The organism is Staphylococcus sp. Marseille-Q1834 (assembly GCF_916858875.1).
GTDB lineage: Bacteria > Bacillota > Bacilli > Staphylococcales > Staphylococcaceae > Staphylococcus > Staphylococcus pragensis.
The window spans coordinates 239,724-255,601 of sequence record NZ_CAKASN010000002.1; the positions used below are offsets into that span (position 1 = coordinate 239,724).

At 31.1% G+C, this 15,878-nt stretch carries 18 protein-coding genes; 2 read left to right on the plus strand and 16 right to left on the minus strand.

What is annotated here, in order from left to right:
* Nucleotides 1-9 precede the first annotated feature (9 nt).
* From LIX58_RS10265 to LIX58_RS10330, 14 genes are all read right to left on the minus strand, one after another.
* Nucleotides 10-1,077: an undecaprenyldiphospho-muramoylpentapeptide beta-N-acetylglucosaminyltransferase gene (locus tag LIX58_RS10265; RefSeq protein ID WP_226386313.1), complete on the minus strand. Its 1,068-nt coding sequence runs from the start codon at nt 1,075-1,077 to the stop codon at nt 10-12.
* 18 nt (nt 1,078-1,095) lie between these two features.
* Nucleotides 1,096-1,602, minus strand: a complete 507-nt coding sequence (locus LIX58_RS10270) for a GNAT family N-acetyltransferase (RefSeq protein WP_126566865.1) — start codon at nt 1,600-1,602, stop codon at nt 1,096-1,098.
* Between the two features lie 15 nt (nt 1,603-1,617).
* Nucleotides 1,618-3,090 (minus strand): S41 family peptidase, encoded by a 1,473-nt coding sequence (locus tag LIX58_RS10275; RefSeq protein ID WP_154836811.1) that lies wholly within the window; start codon nt 3,088-3,090, stop codon nt 1,618-1,620.
* Nucleotides 3,091-3,271: 181 nt separating this feature from the next.
* A complete protein-coding gene (locus tag LIX58_RS10280) occupies nt 3,272-3,493 on the minus strand; it encodes a YozE family protein (RefSeq protein WP_103298404.1) in 222 nt (73 codons plus the stop codon).
* Nucleotides 3,493-3,993, minus strand: a complete 501-nt coding sequence (locus tag LIX58_RS10285; RefSeq protein ID WP_126566867.1) for a PTS glucose transporter subunit IIA — start codon at nt 3,991-3,993, stop codon at nt 3,493-3,495. The genes LIX58_RS10280 and LIX58_RS10285 overlap by 1 nt, the downstream gene beginning before the upstream one ends.
* 15 nt (nt 3,994-4,008) lie before the next feature.
* The gene (gene msrB, locus LIX58_RS10290) at nt 4,009-4,437 is read right to left on the minus strand and encodes a peptide-methionine (R)-S-oxide reductase MsrB (RefSeq protein ID WP_154836812.1); all 429 of its coding nucleotides are present in this window, start codon (nt 4,435-4,437) and stop codon (nt 4,009-4,011) included.
* Nucleotides 4,430-4,957 carry a peptide-methionine (S)-S-oxide reductase MsrA gene (gene msrA / locus LIX58_RS10295; RefSeq protein WP_154836814.1) on the minus strand — a complete coding sequence of 176 codons (528 nt, stop codon included), beginning with the start codon at nt 4,955-4,957 and terminating at the stop codon, nt 4,430-4,432. Before msrA ends, msrB begins: the two co-directional genes overlap by 8 nt.
* Before the next feature lie 85 nt (nt 4,958-5,042).
* Nucleotides 5,043-5,882 (minus strand): fatty acid kinase binding subunit FakB2, encoded by an 840-nt coding sequence (gene fakB2 / locus LIX58_RS10300; RefSeq protein WP_226386314.1) that lies wholly within the window; start codon nt 5,880-5,882, stop codon nt 5,043-5,045.
* A 21-nt stretch (nt 5,883-5,903) separates the two neighbouring features.
* Entirely contained in the window at nt 5,904-6,389 is a 486-nt protein-coding gene (locus LIX58_RS10305; protein ID WP_126566871.1) for a dihydrofolate reductase, read from the minus strand.
* Between the two features lie 126 nt (nt 6,390-6,515).
* The gene (locus LIX58_RS10310; RefSeq protein ID WP_126566872.1) at nt 6,516-7,472 is read right to left on the minus strand and encodes a thymidylate synthase; all 957 of its coding nucleotides are present in this window, start codon (nt 7,470-7,472) and stop codon (nt 6,516-6,518) included.
* Between the two features lie 228 nt (nt 7,473-7,700).
* Entirely contained in the window at nt 7,701-8,135 is a 435-nt protein-coding gene (brxA, locus tag LIX58_RS10315; protein WP_126566873.1) for a bacilliredoxin BrxA, read from the minus strand.
* 38 nt (nt 8,136-8,173) lie between these two features.
* Nucleotides 8,174-9,289, minus strand: a complete 1,116-nt coding sequence (locus LIX58_RS10320; protein WP_154836818.1) for a conserved virulence factor C family protein — start codon at nt 9,287-9,289, stop codon at nt 8,174-8,176.
* A gap of 27 nt (nt 9,290-9,316) precedes the next feature.
* Complete coding sequence (locus LIX58_RS10325; protein ID WP_126566875.1) at nt 9,317-9,568, minus strand: NifU N-terminal domain-containing protein; 252 nt, start codon at nt 9,566-9,568, stop codon at nt 9,317-9,319.
* A 175-nt stretch (nt 9,569-9,743) separates the two neighbouring features.
* Nucleotides 9,744-9,938: a zinc-finger domain-containing protein gene (locus LIX58_RS10330; protein WP_126566876.1), complete on the minus strand. Its 195-nt coding sequence runs from the start codon at nt 9,936-9,938 to the stop codon at nt 9,744-9,746.
* A 198-nt stretch (nt 9,939-10,136) separates the two neighbouring features.
* On the opposite strand from LIX58_RS10330, the gene LIX58_RS10335 reads away from it, so the two are divergent.
* Both LIX58_RS10335 and LIX58_RS10340 read left to right on the plus strand, forming a co-directional pair.
* A complete protein-coding gene (locus tag LIX58_RS10335) occupies nt 10,137-10,841 on the plus strand; it encodes a queuosine precursor transporter (RefSeq protein ID WP_126566877.1) in 705 nt (234 codons plus the stop codon).
* Between the two features lie 177 nt (nt 10,842-11,018).
* The gene (locus LIX58_RS10340; RefSeq protein ID WP_126566878.1) at nt 11,019-11,417 is read left to right on the plus strand and encodes a ribonuclease HI family protein; all 399 of its coding nucleotides are present in this window, start codon (nt 11,019-11,021) and stop codon (nt 11,415-11,417) included.
* Between the two features lie 87 nt (nt 11,418-11,504).
* On the opposite strand, the gene LIX58_RS10345 is transcribed toward LIX58_RS10340, so the two are convergent.
* Together LIX58_RS10345 and LIX58_RS10350 are read right to left on the minus strand one after the other, a co-directional pair.
* The gene (locus LIX58_RS10345; RefSeq protein WP_154836822.1) at nt 11,505-12,383 is read right to left on the minus strand and encodes a 5'-3' exonuclease; all 879 of its coding nucleotides are present in this window, start codon (nt 12,381-12,383) and stop codon (nt 11,505-11,507) included.
* 16 nt (nt 12,384-12,399) lie between these two features.
* Entirely contained in the window at nt 12,400-15,846 is a 3,447-nt protein-coding gene (locus LIX58_RS10350) for a dynamin family protein (RefSeq protein ID WP_154836824.1), read from the minus strand.
* Between the last annotated feature and the right edge of the window lie 32 nt (nt 15,847-15,878).

Sequence of the window (15,878 nt, forward strand, 5' to 3'; positions counted from 1 at the left end):
CTCCTGTATTTATAAAGCGTCGTTCAAGATTTTATCAAACAAATCTTCTCTAGTATAACTTTCATTATACGTTTCCATTTGTTTAATGATACTGTCACGTTGATTTTCAATATCTTTTAATTGTTCTAAAAGTTTAACTTGAGTAAGCTGATCTTCAGGAATTGTTCTGCCATAACCTTTAGATTCAAAGTTTTTAGCATTATCTATTTGGTCGCCACGAGATTGATCTAATCCTAATGGGATTAAAAGCATTGGAATACGTAACGTTAAAAATTCATAAATAGCATTTGATCCAGCTCGACTTACTACGGTATCCGTAATAGCAAGTAAGTCAGTAAGTTCCTCTTTCACAAATTCGTATTGTACATATCCACTCTTATTAATAGAGTGATCGATTAAACCATGACCTGTAAGATGAATGATTTGATAATCTTGAAGCAGTGCTTCTAAATTTTCACGAATCGCATCGTTTAACTTTTTGCTACCTAAACTTCCACCCATTGCAAGTAAGACTTTCTTAGAATTGTTAAAGCCTGTAAGTTGATAACCACGTTCTTTGTTACCTTCTTTTAAGTCTGCACGTATTGTTGCACCTACAAAATCTGCTTTGTCTTTAGGAAGATAATTTAAAGTGTCCTCGAATGTTGTGTAGATTTTTTTAGCAAATTTTAAAGATATCTTATTTGCTAAACCAGGTGTTAAATCTGACTCATGAATAATTGTTGGGATTTTTAATGAACGAGCGGCTATTACTACTGGAACAGAAACAAATCCCCCTTTAGAAAATAGTAAATCTGGCTTCTCTTTTTTTAATACTTTACGTGCATCAAGAACGCCTTTTAATACTTTGAATACATCTTTAGCATTTTCAAAAGATAAATATCTACGTAACTTACCACTTGATATTGGATAATATTTAATCTCAGATAATTGAGATTCAATCATTTCACGTTCAATGCCGTTTTTAGATCCAATGTAAAATGCCGTGTGACCTTTTTCAATAGCAGTCGGAATGAGACTTAGATTTACGGACACATGTCCGACTGTGCCGCCACCAGTAAATGCTATTTTAGTCATAGTTATTAACCTCTATTCTTATATGTTTTTATAGTATGCATAGAATGGTGCACCTCTATCAAAGGGATGATAGTCTATTTCTGCCTCGCCAACTTTTTCGAACCCAAACTTCTCAAATAAGCCTTGTGCAGGTTTATTAAGCGCAAACGTATCAGTTAATATAACATGTACGTCGTGATCTTCAGCAAGTTGAACAGCGAAGTCAAATAATTCAGTAGCTGCACCTTTATAATTTTTTGACCCAGCTAATCTGTGGATGACATAAGCACCTTCTCTATCAACTGGCCATTCTAAATCATCATACCATTCTGATTGTTGTTGGTCGACCACTATAAAACCGTAAATTGAATTCTCTTCTTCTAATACATAAAGCGTTTCAGTATCAATATCTTCTTCAAAATGTTCGGCAATAGGATATTTGTCATCCCATTGATTATTATCTTGTTCTTGCATTAATTGTTTTGCTTCTTCAACTAATGTCTCGATTTGATTTATATCTTCTTTTTTACCTAATCTAATTGTCATTTTCAAAACACCTCTTTATTTTAGTTTATCCAATAATTTATCTAATACTGTATCTTCTTTATTAGATTTTTCAACTAATAACTGCGTGAATTTGTCGTTCGTTTTAGCATCAAATTTACCAGTAGTAGGTAAATGATTATCAGATTGAAATGCTTTAAGTTTAGTAGATAAATCTGAGTCAAATTGATTTGATTCGTCATTTATTTTATAGCCTAAAGCATTTAAACCAATCTTAATTGATTTAACATTTTTATTATTATCTCCTACTGAATATGTTTTATCAGTTGGAATGACACTAATAGATTGATACTTAGGAGATGCTATTTTAACATCTGGTTCGATACCTTTACCATGAATGTAGTGGCCATCTGGAGTTAACCATTTCATTTGAGTATATTTTAATAATGAACCATCACTAAATTCACGAGTTGTTTGTACTATACCTTTACCAAACGTTTTTGAACCATAAACTTTTACTTTATGATGATCTTTCAGAGCTCCTGTAAATACTTCTGAGGCACTTGCTGAGCCTTCATTTACTAAAATGCTCACTTTCATATCTTTTGCTTCTTTTAAAGCGTCATTCGATGTCGTAATTGATTCTTTATCATTACCTTTCTCAAGTTGAACAACAGTTTGTCCTTTATCGATAAAGATATTAGCCATTTTAACGGCTTCATCTAATAAGCCACCCGGATTATTACGTAAATCAAGTACAATACTGCGAACACCTTCTTTATGTGCTTTAAGTACTGCAGCTTTTAATTCGCCAGCCGTATTTTCTTGGAATTTATTAATGGTCAAAATACCGATACCATCTTTTTTCTTATATTCTACGCTTTTGACATGGATTTTTTTTCGTTTAATATCTATATCTTTTTCTTGAGATCCACGTTTAATAGTAAGTGTTACTGTGGTACCTTCTTTACCACGCACCTTTTTGACTACTTCATCTAAAGGTTTGCCTTCAACAGAATGTCCATTTATTTTAGTTACAACATCTTTCGGTTGTATTCCTGCTTTTTCAGCAGGAGAATCTTTAATAGGACTTGTAATCATAATTTCTTTGTCTTTCTTCTGCATTTCTGCCCCGATACCTACGAAGTCACCTGAAACATCTTCGTTAAAACTTTTAGTTTCTTCTTTAGTCATGTATTCAGAATATGGATCTTTTAATTCTTTAACCATACCGTCGATGGCTGCTTCTGTTAATTTATTAGATTGTTGTTTTTTATAATAATCATTATTTAAAGTCTTATAGGCGTATTCAATTTTTTTCATTTCTTTACGTTCGTCTTTAGTCAAACCACTCAATTTGTGATTGATTCCAATCGTCGCAGCAACAGTTAATGCTGCAGTGAAAATAATAGCTAGCAGTAAGATAAGAATAAATTGCCAAATCTTTAAGTGTACTTTTTTAGGAGATGACACTTCTTCATTTTGATTAGAAGACAATCGCTCATCATGCTTATCTGTATTATGATTCATTCAAACACTTCCTCTATTACTTCATATGTATTTACTCTTTATTTTGAAAAGATATTACTAGTATGTCTTTATTTATAGTTAAACGCAAATTAGAAGACTATTTATAGTTTAAAGTAATAAAGCGGGAGAGAAATCAATCTTTTGTTAAAAAGATTTCCTCGTCCCGCCCTAGCAAGAATAATTAAAATTTCAACCATTCTGTATATTCTTCATATAAATCGTCAAATACTGACATTGGTACTGTAATATCACTTTGCATCTCAATATAATCAGATAGTGTATTAAAGTCGCTTTCATGTTTAGGAAAAGCTAAATCATTAAAAATTTCTTCAGCTAATTCGCCTTTACTATCTTTTCTTCCTCTGACAGTAAGTGCAAATTGGTAAAAAGAATGATTCTTCATTAGCTCATAGTCACATCAATGACTTTTGTTTCGCCTTTAACTACTGCTTGAACATCATCGAAATGAATTGATTCAGTTTGATCTGAATTAGTAATAATAATTGGTGAGATGACATCTTTAGCATTTTTTCTGATATATTCTAAATCAAATTTTAATAATGGGTCGCCAACTTTTACTGTATCGCCACTATTTACTAAAATTTCAAAGCCTTGACCATCAAGTTGGACAGTATCTAAACCAATGTGTACTAAAAGTTCAAGACCATTATCAGCTTTCAACCCAATAGCGTGTTTTGTAGGAAAGACATTATCTACTTTACCTTCGATTGGTGATACTACTTCACCTTCAGAAGGATTAATACCAAAACCTTCACCCATCATTTTTTGTGCAAATACAGGATCTGGAATATCTTCGATTTTTACATATTCACCTGTAAGTGGTGCATAAATTTCAGTTTCTTTATTAACTTCTTTACCTTTACCAAATAATTTTTTAAACATATTTATTCACTCCTATTATTTTTCAAAATGTGGAATTAAATCGCCATATCCAAGCTCTTCTAATTTCTCATAAGGTATGAACTGAATTGCAGCTGAATTAATACAATATCGTAAACCGCCACTTTCTTTAGGACCATCGTTAAACACATGCCCTAAATGACTATTTGCTTCTTCAGATCTTACTTCCGTTCTAACCATACCAAATGTTTTATCAACGAGTTCAATGATTTCATCATCGTCAATTGCTTTAGAAAAACTTGGCCATCCACAATTGGACTCAAATTTTTCTTCAGATGTAAATAATGGCTTACCTGAAATTTTATCAACGTAAATTCCTTTATCAAAATGATTCCAGTATTCATTTTGAAATGGAGGCTCAGTACCATTTTCTTGTGTTACTAAGTATTCCATATCATTTAGTTCATTTTTATTTTTTTTAATCATTTTTTGACCCCCAATGCGATTCAATAAAAGCTTTTCTACCTGATCCACGTTGGTACTGTTCGTAGTGCATAGGGTTTTTCTTATAATAATCTTGATGATAATCCTCTGCTGGATAAAAATTCTTATAAGGAAGCACAGGAGTAATGACAGGTTTTTTAAAAATACCTTGTTCATTTAACTGTTGAATTTTTAATTCAGCAGCTTGTTTTTGTTTCTCATCATGATAAAAGATTGCAGGTTCATAGCTTTCGCCTCTATCAAAGAATTGACCACTATTATCAGTAGGATCAAATGTTTTAAAATAAACATCTAATATATTTTCAAAAGATGTAATTTCAGGATTGTAAGTGATTTGTACAGCTTCTCTATGGCCTGTTTCATTCGTACAAACTTGTTCATATGTGGGATTCTCTACGTCACCGCCACTATAACCTGAAACTACACTTTCAATACCTGGATATGAAGTGAATGGTTTAACCATGCACCAAAAGCATCCTCCAGCAAATGTTGCGTATGCCATTTAATTACCTCCTTTGTCATTATTTAAATTTACGCTAATATGCGTATATTTTAAAGTGATTTACTTATTCAGCACTTAAAATATATTAATGACGAACAACGACTAGCCCTATTGCCCCTTGTCCAGTATGAGTCGAAATAACTGGTGTTGTGACATTTACATCATATTCTTGAGGACCAAAAGCATCATCAAATTGTGATTTTAATTTTTCGACAAAATCAATCACATTAGCGTGCGCGACACCAATAGATTTAATTTTATGTTTGTCAATAAATTCTGAAATTTCTTTTTTTAAATATTGAATACTTGAGTTTTGTGTACGTGCATTATGCACCATTTCTAAATAGCCATCTTCTAGCGTACCGATAGGCTTGATTTTCATAATATTTCCAATAAACCCTTTTGTCTTACTAATACGTCCACCTTTGATTAATTGATTAAGTTGACCTATAACTACAAATAATTTTGTATTTTTTTGTACTTCTTTAAGGCTCTCAACTATTTCAAACGAAGATAGATTAGTATTAACTAATTCAACTAATTTTTGAATTTGATAACCAAGACCAAATGAAATTGATTTTGAATCAATGACAGTTATATTGGCATCTACCATTTCACTTGCTTGTAGTGCAGTTTGGTAAGTTCCGCTTAGCCCAGATGACATGTGTATACTAAAAATTTCTACATCATCTTTCGATAAAGTTTCATATAGTTCGATAAACTTCCCAATTGGCGGTTGACTCGTCTTAACATCGGCGTCATCTTCGATATGTTGTATATATTCTTCAGATGTAATGTCTAATTGATCGACATAAGATTTGCCATCAATCGTTACACTTAAAGGAATGACGTGGATATCATGTTTTTTTAAATAATCTTGTGATAAGTCTGACGTAGAATCCGTCACTATAATTTGTTTTGTCATAAGTACCTCCATTAAATCACTTTACTTATTATGTTTACGAACTAAATGTAGAAATGTATGTGGAATTGTATTTTTCTCATCTAATTCCCCTTCTACAGAAGATTCAACTTCCCAATCTTCAAATGTATATTCAGGGAAAAATGTATCTCCTTGATGTTTCCCTTCTACTACAGTGATATACATATCATCTACTTTATCAATCATTTCTTCAAACAATGATTGACCTCCAAAGATGAATACGTGGCCTTCTAAATCATATATTTCGTCGAAAGAGTGTATAACATCTACGCCATCTGCATGAAATGAAGTGTCACGTGTCAATACAACATTTCGTCTGTTTGGTAATGGTTTACCGATTGAGTCATATGTTCTTCTTCCCATAACTAAAGTGTTACCTGTTGAAAGTTTCTTAACATGCTTTAAATCATTGGGTAAGTACCAAGGTAAGTCATTGTTATAACCAATAACACGTTGTTGATCGTGTGCTACTAAAATTGATAAAGTCATCATTTTCCCTCCGTTATTTATTTAAGAAAAATTTTTGATTTTTTATTAAGTAATTCAATTAAATATAGATTGAAATGTCTATATAAGGTTACTTCATTTTCAAATAAATAGTAAATCGGAATAGCTTTATACTGCAATAGGTGCTTTGATTGCAGGATGTGATTGATAATCTATTAATTCAAGGTCTTCATAATTTATATCGAAAATCGAAGCGTTAGAATTTATTTGTAATGTGGGAGGCGTATAGCTCTCTCTAGATAATTGCGTTTGAATAGCATCAATATGATTTGAATAAATATGTGCATCTCCAAATGTATGGACAAATTCGCCTACTTCAAGGCCACATTCTTTAGCAATAAGGTGTGTTAATAAGGCGTAGCTAGCAATGTTAAAAGGCACACCTAAGAAAATGTCTGCACTACGTTGATATAATTGGCAACTTAATTTACCGTCTTGTACATAAAATTGAAACATTGTATGACAAGGTGGCAAAGCCATTGAATCGATTTCAGCAGGATTCCATGCAGATACAATGTGACGTCGTGAGTTAGGATTATCTTTGATTTGTTGGATCACTGTTTTTAATTGATCAAAGTGATTCCCTTCTTTATCTACCCAATCACGCCATTGTTTACCATAAACATTTCCTAAATCGCCATACTTTTGAGCGAAACTATCATCATTTAAGATGCGTTGTTTAAATTTGGCCATTTCTTCTTTATACAGTTCATTAAAATTAGAATCTTCTAAAGCTCTATGACCAAAATTGGTCATATCTGGTCCATCATAATCTTCAGATTGAATATATTTTTCAAAAGCCCATTCATTCCAAATATTATTGTTATATTTTAATAAATATTGAATATTTGTATCGCCTTTAATAAACCACAATAATTCAGTAGCTACTAATTTGAATGATACTTTTTTTGTAGTTAAAAGTGGGAATCCTTTTGATAAATCAAATCGTAGTTGATGACCAAATTTTGAAATTGTACCTGTGTGTGTTCGATCATCGCGTTCATTACCTATTTTTAAGATTTCTTCGCATAAGCTGTGATACGCTGAATCAAAGGGGTTTAACATAGTGTCATCTCCTAAATGTATATATTAACTATTATTATACTAGAAAATGAATGGTTATTAAATTATCTATAATAGAGTTCCTCAGTTTTTCAGAATTTTAATCATGAATAGAGGCCAATCTTTAAATATTAAACTAGCAAAATAAAAATAAAACCTATAATAAACTCTTTGAAAAAATCAATTAGCTATTATAGGTTTTAAAAATTTATATTTAAAGATTAACTTTGTTTAGCAATTTTCATCAAAAGCGTCTTTAATGTCCATGCAAATATCTTGAATATCACGGCCTTCAATATGTTCACGTGGAATAAAGTGTTTCAATTCAGTACCTTTAAATAATGCGTATGAAGGACTTGATGGTACTTGTTGAATATATTCACGCATTGTTTGTGTTGCTTCTTTATCTTGTCCAGCAAATACAGTGATTTTATTTGTAGGTTTTTTATCATTTTGTTCTGCTACGGCAACAGCTGCTGGTCTAGCTAAGCCAGCTGCACAACCGCAAGTAGAGTTGATAACAACGAATGTTGTATCGTTATCGTCCACATTATTCATATAGTTTGATACTGCTTCACTTGTTTCTAAACTTTCAAAACCATTCTCAGTAAGTTCAGCACGCATTTGTTGTGCTAATTCTTTCATATATTGTTCATATGGATTCATAGTAAATACACTCCTAATTTAAGTATTTAAATTATTGTTTATTTATCACGATTGGCAATTTGTTTCCAAACTGAGCCAAGTGCTTCGTCTCCCTTTTCAATACGAGAGATAGCCATTTCAATTTGTAATTTAACTTCATATGCGGGATCATCAACATGTGCTTTTAAGCTTGGAAGTTGATCTTCGCCACCTTCGTCAAATAAGAACATAGCTGCACGCCAACGTACAATTTTTTGTGGGTCATCTAGGGCTTTTTCCATTTCTGGTAAAGCTTCTTTATACCCTAAATCACTCAGACAATCTCCTGCTGTACGTCTGACAGCTGGACTTTTATCTTTAAGACCTTCATAAAGATATGAAAGTACAGCTTTATCATTTATCATGCCAAGTAAAACAATTGATTCTCTTCTTAGAGCCACTTTTTCTTCCTGTAAAGCAAGTTGTAGAATCGGTAAATCTTCAATTTTAGGCGTTGGAAATTCTTTTAGCATACGTAAGCGAGCTTTCCAATCTTCGGTTTGACGATATTCTTCTATTGTAATGTGTTTGTATTGTGACTGTGGAACAACTACTGTTTCTGTTGATAAAGCTGCTTGCGTTAACTCTTTCAATCTTTGCTCTGGATACATCGCAAGAATTTCTTCAACTACTTCATCCATAATCTCATCAAGCTCACCATAACGAATACCTAAATCACGCCATTTACGTAAAAAAACGACATTCTCTCCATCTTTTTGAGCACTTAACATACTATCTACGAATATATCAGGAAGTTGCTGGCGTTTTTCTTGATCAGAAGTAGTTAATTTGATTTGATATGGAATGTCTTTAAAGGTTAATACTTCTGCTTTTACTTCACCGAAATGATCATCAACTTGAGATTGAACCACAGTGTCATCTTCATTACTTAGCGTGGAAGTGATGAGAGGCAATACATTTTCCCAATTAGCACGTGGTTCTTTATCTATAGCTAAAAAGTCCATAACATAGAAGATAGATTTAACGCCTTCTAATGCTAATAAATCATTTATAAATTTTGGATTTGATTCTTTAACTTCTGTATAAGTATTAGATTGATTATCTGATCTTTTTTCAGTTAATACTACTTTCATAGTATTTGGACTAGGTGTTGGTTCAACTCTCAAAATCTCCATTTAAAAATCTCCCCTCTTAATTATGAATTAATTGAAAGTGGATTGAATTTGAGGTAATAAATCATTCCAATTAGCATCTTCTTCTTTATCAACAGAAATAAAGTCCATGACATAAAAAATAGACTTTACCCCATCAATTTCAAATAATCGATTGATAAAATCAGGTTGTCCATCTTTAGCTGATGTAAATGTATTAGATTGATTATCTGATCTTTTTTCATCTAAATTAATCTTCATTGTATTATAATTTGGTGTTTCTTCGATTGATACAATTTGCATAATACGATTGCCTCCTATTATAGACTGTCGCCTCATCCTTCACTCTTTATCAATTTATACGCAACTGGATTCCCTACGCATAGTAAAAACTCTCGTCATTGCGTATCATTTTCTCTTCAATTGATAAGGAGGTCTGGCAGTCTAAATACTTTGATATATTGTCTTAAGACACTTCTTATTGAAGTTCATTTCCTAATTGCTTAATTTGTTTACCAATTGAACACTCTGAGATACAAAAGTGATGAGCTTGTGTTTTACCCTCAGTTTTTCTAATGTGCGTTTTAAGTAAACATTTATCACAATAAGTATTCATTAAGTCATCAATTTTTTGAATTGCATTTTGTTCGGAATGCGTAAGAATGCTAGTCACTCCTTATTTCAGTTATTATCTGATAATAATCATGGAGTTATTATAACTTAAATTAAAGTAATTTTGAAATAATCGATTTACTCATAAATTTATAAAATTTCTAACTCCTATTGCAACTATTGTATTTTTACTATAAAATGTATAAGTTGTTTTTGCGGTTTCTAAACACCCGCATTATCAAAATTTAGGAGGATAATCATGTTTAATGAAATTTTTGGAGTAGCAACATTTTTTGTTACTTTTATTTTAATGGTCGTCATGTTTCGTTGTTTTGGTAAACAAGGCTTAATAGCTTGGGTAGCTATAGGTACAATCATTGCTAACATCCAGGTTATTAAAACTGTAGATATCTTTGGAATATCTGCTACTTTAGGGAATGTTATGTTTGCTTCAATTTATTTGGCTACAGATATTTTAAATGATATCTATGGTCGTAAAGTAGCTAAACGTGCTGTATGGTTAGGCTTTTCATCAACATTAGTTATGATTATTGTAATGCAAATGTCATTACATTTTATTCCAGCTCCTGAAGATGTAGCTCAAAAATCATTAGCAACTATCTTTGATTTAGTACCACGTATAGCTCTTGGCTCAATTTTAGCTTATATTATTGGTCAACATGTCGATGTATTTATCTTTTCAATGATTAAAAAAATCTTTAGTTCAGATAAAACATTTATTATACGAGCATACGGTAGTACAATGTTAAGTTCAATTATTGATACAGCTTTATTTGTAGCTATCGCATTTGTTGGTACATTACCTATTGCCGTAGTGTTTGAAGTATTTATAACAACTTATTTACTTAAACTAATGTCAACTGTATTTAATGTTCCATTTGGATATATCGCTAAATCGATGTATCGCAAGGGAAAAATTCATAAATTAGATGAGGGTTATTAATTCATTGAATAGCATAGAAGAGGTTTGGACAGAATACTACTTTTGGAACATCGTTTCTTAGTTTAAAGTAGATATTCTTTATGTCTTAGACCTTTTCTCATGCTATTCTCTTTTTTTAGAATTTGATAGTATAGTATTGAAATAGTAAGTTTATTTTATTTGAAAAGGTGTTATAAAATGGCGAAAATATATTTTGATGCTGCATCAAATGGAAATCCAGGTCAAAGCACGTGTGGCATAGTAATTAAAGAAGAGAATGAAAAATTTACTTTTACACATGATTTAGGTGAATTAGATAATCATAGTGCAGAGTGGGCTGCTTTGATACATGCTTTAGAACATGCTAGAGAATTAAACGTTAATAATGCCCTGTTATACACAGATTCTAAATTAATTGAAGATAGCGTTAATCAAGGTTATGTAAAAAATATCCGTTTTAAACCTTATTTTGAAAATATGGAAATTTTAGAACAAAGCTTTGAATTATTATTTGTAAAATGGGTTCCTCGCGATCAAAATAAAGAAGCAAATCAATTAGCACAACAATATCTTTATAAATTAAGTAAAAAGAAATAGTTAATCAAAAATAAATCCTTGAGATTAGGAAAGATTACTCTTAAATTAGTGAAAATTGAATCTTCCTTATATCTCAAGGATTTTTAATTATAGTTTAGAAGAAATATACTTACCTGACACGTATAGCTCATGCTCGTTACAAATAGATAATACATGATTGAGTGAATGAGCATATTCCATGTCGTCATATAAAGAAGCTATGTCGAGTGGAACCTCTGTATGGATTTCTGCTAGTTGTTTGGATAGTAGTAAATTTGCTTCATCATTTTTAATTTTCTTTTGTTGTCCTGGTGTTAATTCATCGATATGCTGAAGGACATTTTCAACACTATCATAAGCTTGAATCAATTTAATTGCTGTTTTCTCGCCTATTCCTTTTACACCTGGATAACCGTCTGCACTATCTCCCATAAAAGCTTTAATATCTATTAATTGAAGTGGATTTAATTGATATTCTTCATTGAAACGGTCTAGCGTATAACGATTATATATATTGAATCCCTTTTTAATGAGCCATACCTCTACATTACGATTAATACACTGAAAGATATCCTTATCTCCAGTGATAATGTGCACCTCACTGTCTTGAGAATAAGCTTTAGCTAATGTACCGATAACATCATCAGCCTCATAATTGACCATTCCGACGTTAATGAAACCGAATTGCTCAGAAATTTCTTTTACATAATCAAATTGAGGAATAAGCTCATCTGGAGGTGCTGGACGATTTTGTTTATATGAATCATACATTTCATTTCTGAAAGTTGATTGCCCCATATCCCAACACACTGCTACATGTGTAGGATTGATATCGTGAATAGCACTAAAAATATGCCTTACAAATCCTTGTATACCATTTGTAGGTATGCCTTTTGAATTATACATAAATTGATTGTGTAAACTTGTAGCATAAAAATGTCTAAATAATAGCGCCATGCCATCTACTAGTAGGACACGTGATGTCATAAATAGTGCCTTCTTTCTATTTTAAAAGTACTTTCAGTTTTGAGTTTACTGATTTTAATTGTTCTATAAGTGTTTCATCCATAGTAAATGATAATAAATCATCTATTTGTTGTTGTATATCATTTTCTAAATGATTGAACGTAGTTTCAGCTTCTTTAGTTAATGTTGAAACGTAAGAAATAAGTGCTTGTCTTAATTCGCTCAATTGATTTTGCAATAATTCTAGTGTATTAGAACTAATCATTTCCTGTATTTCTCTTTGAGAGTTAGGATTTAATATTTTACGCTTAGTCAATTGTTTAGGCAAAGCTACTACCATATCATTAATATCAATTCTTAAGAAAGCCGTATCCGTAAAATGAGGTTTAATATTAAATTCAGGATAAATCAACACATGTAATTGATTTAACTTTTGAATGACAGGTGCAATTTGTTCATTGAGTTGTCGGTTATAATATTTTTTTATACGTTCTACTAAAAGACTTTGTTCAAGATATAGACGTTGATGGATTTGATCTAAAAATGTTTTTGATGAAAGTTTCTTTTCTTCATTAAAATCATTATTTTGCGTCATTTGACTATTAAATACACTTTTAACATCATCTAATAATTGTAACTTTAAGCGTCCATTTAAGTGATAAATTTGGTCTTCAACTTCATTATTAGTATGTTGCTCACTTGTCATTAACAATTGATTTGAAAGACGTTGTTCATGTTGATAAGATTTGAGTTTATCTTGACGTTCACTGATTAGTGATTGATTTGTTTGGAATTCTTCTATCATTTGATCGAATGATTGACTCATTTGTTCAAATTGTTTAATCATTTGTTGCTCTAAAATAGTATTTGATTCTACTTCGACAAAATGTTGAATACTTTCTCGTAACTGTGCGATACCATCATCATGATCTTTAAGTGCACGTCTACTTGAGACACCAAATATCTCAGAGTTTAAATTAACTTGGTTTAAAGCATCAGCCACGTAATCTTTCACAGCTTTAATATCTTCTTCATTTTCCGCTAAATCAATAGCGTTAATAACCATTTTAAACGCTTGATTTTCATTTAATTGATTCATATCTTTCATATGTTCAATGAAAGCTTTGTCATTATCTGTAAATGAATGGTTAAAGTAACTTACATATAATATTAAATCTGAAGATGTTAAAATTTGTTCAGTTTCATTGGTATGACGTTGATTATTTGAATGTAAACCAAGAGAATCAACGATAATTTTACCTTTTAACCAGTTTAGAGGTAAGTTAATATGAACAGTTTTAACAAAAGTAGCGTATTCGTCTTCGGCACTCCATTTTTTTATATCTTCTTGAGAAATTTCATGCGTCATTGCTTCAGTAATCATTTCTTGATAAAGTGCATAATGTTTTTCAACTGAATTAACAAAAGCTAATTGATTTTTTTCTAACTGTTGTTTTAATGAAGTAATATCACTATTAATAAATTCCTCTAAAGAATTAAAAGTAATATTATGATATTCAATAAGTTGATTTAACTCGTCTAATAATTGTTCTTGTGTTTTCAATGTAATTTTACTATCTTCACCATATGACAATTCTGTAGTAGCTGCAGTTGTTGGATTCGGAGAACTAACTAAATATTGCCCACCAAGTAAAGCATTAATTAAACTACTTTTACCTGCACTAAATGTACCAAAAACACCAATTTTCACTATTTTATTATCTAAACGAGTTAAAGTATCTTGAATGTCTTTTTTCGTTCTATCAAATAGTGGTACTGGTTCAACTAATTCTAGAGCTTGTTTAATATCAATTTCACTCGCAGTGAATTGTTGAGTTGCCTCATTTTCATCTAACTGACCTTCGTTTGTTTCGCCTTGAGCCATATTTTTAAGCTGGTAGTTAGCTTCAGTTCGCCCTATCAACTTATCCAAAGAATCTTCCATGTGAATATAATAATGACGATAATTCTCAGTCGTTAAAGATTCCTTCAAATTCTTTAATTCTAAGAATCGTTCATAGACTTGCATATCTTCATCTTCTGTATTGTTTAAACCGGTAGCTTGTGTGTTGTTAATTGTTTTATCAAATAATGGATTAGATTCTTTCTCAACATAAGTGTTAATAGCTTTTTTAACTTCATCACTAAATGTTAATACATAGGTATTACTAATACTTGTTTGCGGTTGATATAAATTTGAGATTAATTCACTACGCATTTCGTAATGTTGATTTAAAATTTCTTGGTTAACGTCACTATTATTAATAAAGCGTGTTAAGAATGACATGTCTTCTCGTAAAGGTTGACGAATTTGTTGATTTACTTTGTCTTGTAATTTTTCTGTTACTAGTGCTAAGCGTTGTTCTTGCTCTTCTAATTTCTTTTTCTTTTTATTTAAAAGACCGCCTACTTTAAAGTCAGAAGACATACTTTCAAGATAATGTCGAATATCTTCACGCATATCATGTGTCATAATATATGCATTCTCAAGAATATCTTTACGTTTTTGTTTTAAAAAGCTTAATAATTGTTCAGGATTATTTAATAAACGTGCTTCCTTACTAACGGCTTGATTCTGTTGGAATTTTGAATAAGCTTGTTCAAACTCGTCTTCATTAATATTTAATTCCTCAAGAATGTCTTGTATCTCATTTTGAATATAACCAAGTTGTGCATCTGTGATAAATTTAACCGTGCGTTCCACGTATTCTTCAATAGGCTCACGATGGTTGTCTTTATCAACTAAGTAGTCAGAAAGTTGATTGATTTCATTTTCAGGATGATCGAATTTAGACACGTAGAAGATTTTAGTCAATTTAATATCCCAATCTGCAATTGATTTATTCACTCTTTCTTTAAAAGTAGCAAAAGAAATTTCGTCTTCATTATGTTTATCAATTTGATTAATAATAAAAATAACAGGAATGCCAACATCATTCATGCGCTTCATAAATTGAAAATTAAGCGCTGACTGCACGTGGTTATAATCCACCGTATAAAACAAAATATTACTTGTATACATGAATTGTTCAGTCGTTGTCTGATGTGTAGCTACGTTTGAATCGACGCCAGGCGTATCTTGTAAAGTAAATCCATTATGGAACTTTGAAGAAGGAAATTTAATTTCTACGGACTCGACATCAACATTTAGTCGGTTCATTTGTTTTACTTCATCATATGTTTTTAGTTTTGTGTATTGTTGATGTTCTAGATTAGCAATAATCTCTTCTTTATCTGAAACAGAAACGATAGCTGTATTACTTGTTGTAGGTACTGGAGAACTGGGTAAAATATTCTGTTCAAGTAATAAGTTAATCAGAGTAGATTTACCAGCAGAAAAATGTCCAACGAAAGAAGCGGTATATTGGTTCAAATAGACTTTTTTAATAACTTGATTGATTGTATGTACTAATGCCGTGTTGTTAGATTTTTCAACTTCTTTTTTTAATTTATATAAAATATCTAATTGTTCAGTGTTCGCCATGCCTAATCCCCTTTATTTCAAGCGTTCTATAA

What these genes read in the sequence shown, in the direction of transcription:
- LIX58_RS10265 (WP_226386313.1), bottom strand. Translation starts at nt 1,077, where the DNA reads ATGACTAAAATAGCATTTACTGGTGGCGGCACAGTCGGACATGTGTCC.
- LIX58_RS10270 (WP_126566865.1), bottom strand. Translation starts at nt 1,602, where the DNA reads ATGACAATTAGATTAGGTAAAAAAGAAGATATAAATCAAATCGAGACA.
- LIX58_RS10275 (WP_154836811.1), bottom strand. Translation starts at nt 3,090, where the DNA reads ATGAATCATAATACAGATAAGCATGATGAGCGATTGTCTTCTAATCAA.
- LIX58_RS10280 (WP_103298404.1), bottom strand. Translation starts at nt 3,493, where the DNA reads ATGAAGAATCATTCTTTTTACCAATTTGCACTTACTGTCAGAGGAAGA.
- LIX58_RS10285 (WP_126566867.1), bottom strand. Translation starts at nt 3,993, where the DNA reads ATGTTTAAAAAATTATTTGGTAAAGGTAAAGAAGTTAATAAAGAAACT.
- msrB (WP_154836812.1), bottom strand. Translation starts at nt 4,437, where the DNA reads ATGATTAAAAAAAATAAAAATGAACTAAATGATATGGAATACTTAGTA.
- msrA (WP_154836814.1), bottom strand. Translation starts at nt 4,957, where the DNA reads ATGGCATACGCAACATTTGCTGGAGGATGCTTTTGGTGCATGGTTAAA.
- fakB2 (WP_226386314.1), bottom strand. Translation starts at nt 5,882, where the DNA reads ATGACAAAACAAATTATAGTGACGGATTCTACGTCAGACTTATCACAA.
- LIX58_RS10305 (WP_126566871.1), bottom strand. Translation starts at nt 6,389, where the DNA reads ATGACTTTATCAATTTTAGTAGCACACGATCAACAACGTGTTATTGGT.
- LIX58_RS10310 (WP_126566872.1), bottom strand. Translation starts at nt 7,472, where the DNA reads ATGTTAAACCCCTTTGATTCAGCGTATCACAGCTTATGCGAAGAAATC.
- brxA (WP_126566873.1), bottom strand. Translation starts at nt 8,135, where the DNA reads ATGAATCCATATGAACAATATATGAAAGAATTAGCACAACAAATGCGT.
- LIX58_RS10320 (WP_154836818.1), bottom strand. Translation starts at nt 9,289, where the DNA reads ATGGAGATTTTGAGAGTTGAACCAACACCTAGTCCAAATACTATGAAA.
- LIX58_RS10325 (WP_126566875.1), bottom strand. Translation starts at nt 9,568, where the DNA reads ATGCAAATTGTATCAATCGAAGAAACACCAAATTATAATACAATGAAG.
- LIX58_RS10335 (WP_126566877.1), top strand. Translation starts at nt 10,137, where the DNA reads ATGTTTAATGAAATTTTTGGAGTAGCAACATTTTTTGTTACTTTTATT.
- LIX58_RS10340 (WP_126566878.1), top strand. Translation starts at nt 11,019, where the DNA reads ATGGCGAAAATATATTTTGATGCTGCATCAAATGGAAATCCAGGTCAA.
- LIX58_RS10345 (WP_154836822.1), bottom strand. Translation starts at nt 12,383, where the DNA reads ATGACATCACGTGTCCTACTAGTAGATGGCATGGCGCTATTATTTAGA.
- LIX58_RS10350 (WP_154836824.1), bottom strand. Translation starts at nt 15,846, where the DNA reads ATGGCGAACACTGAACAATTAGATATTTTATATAAATTAAAAAAAGAA.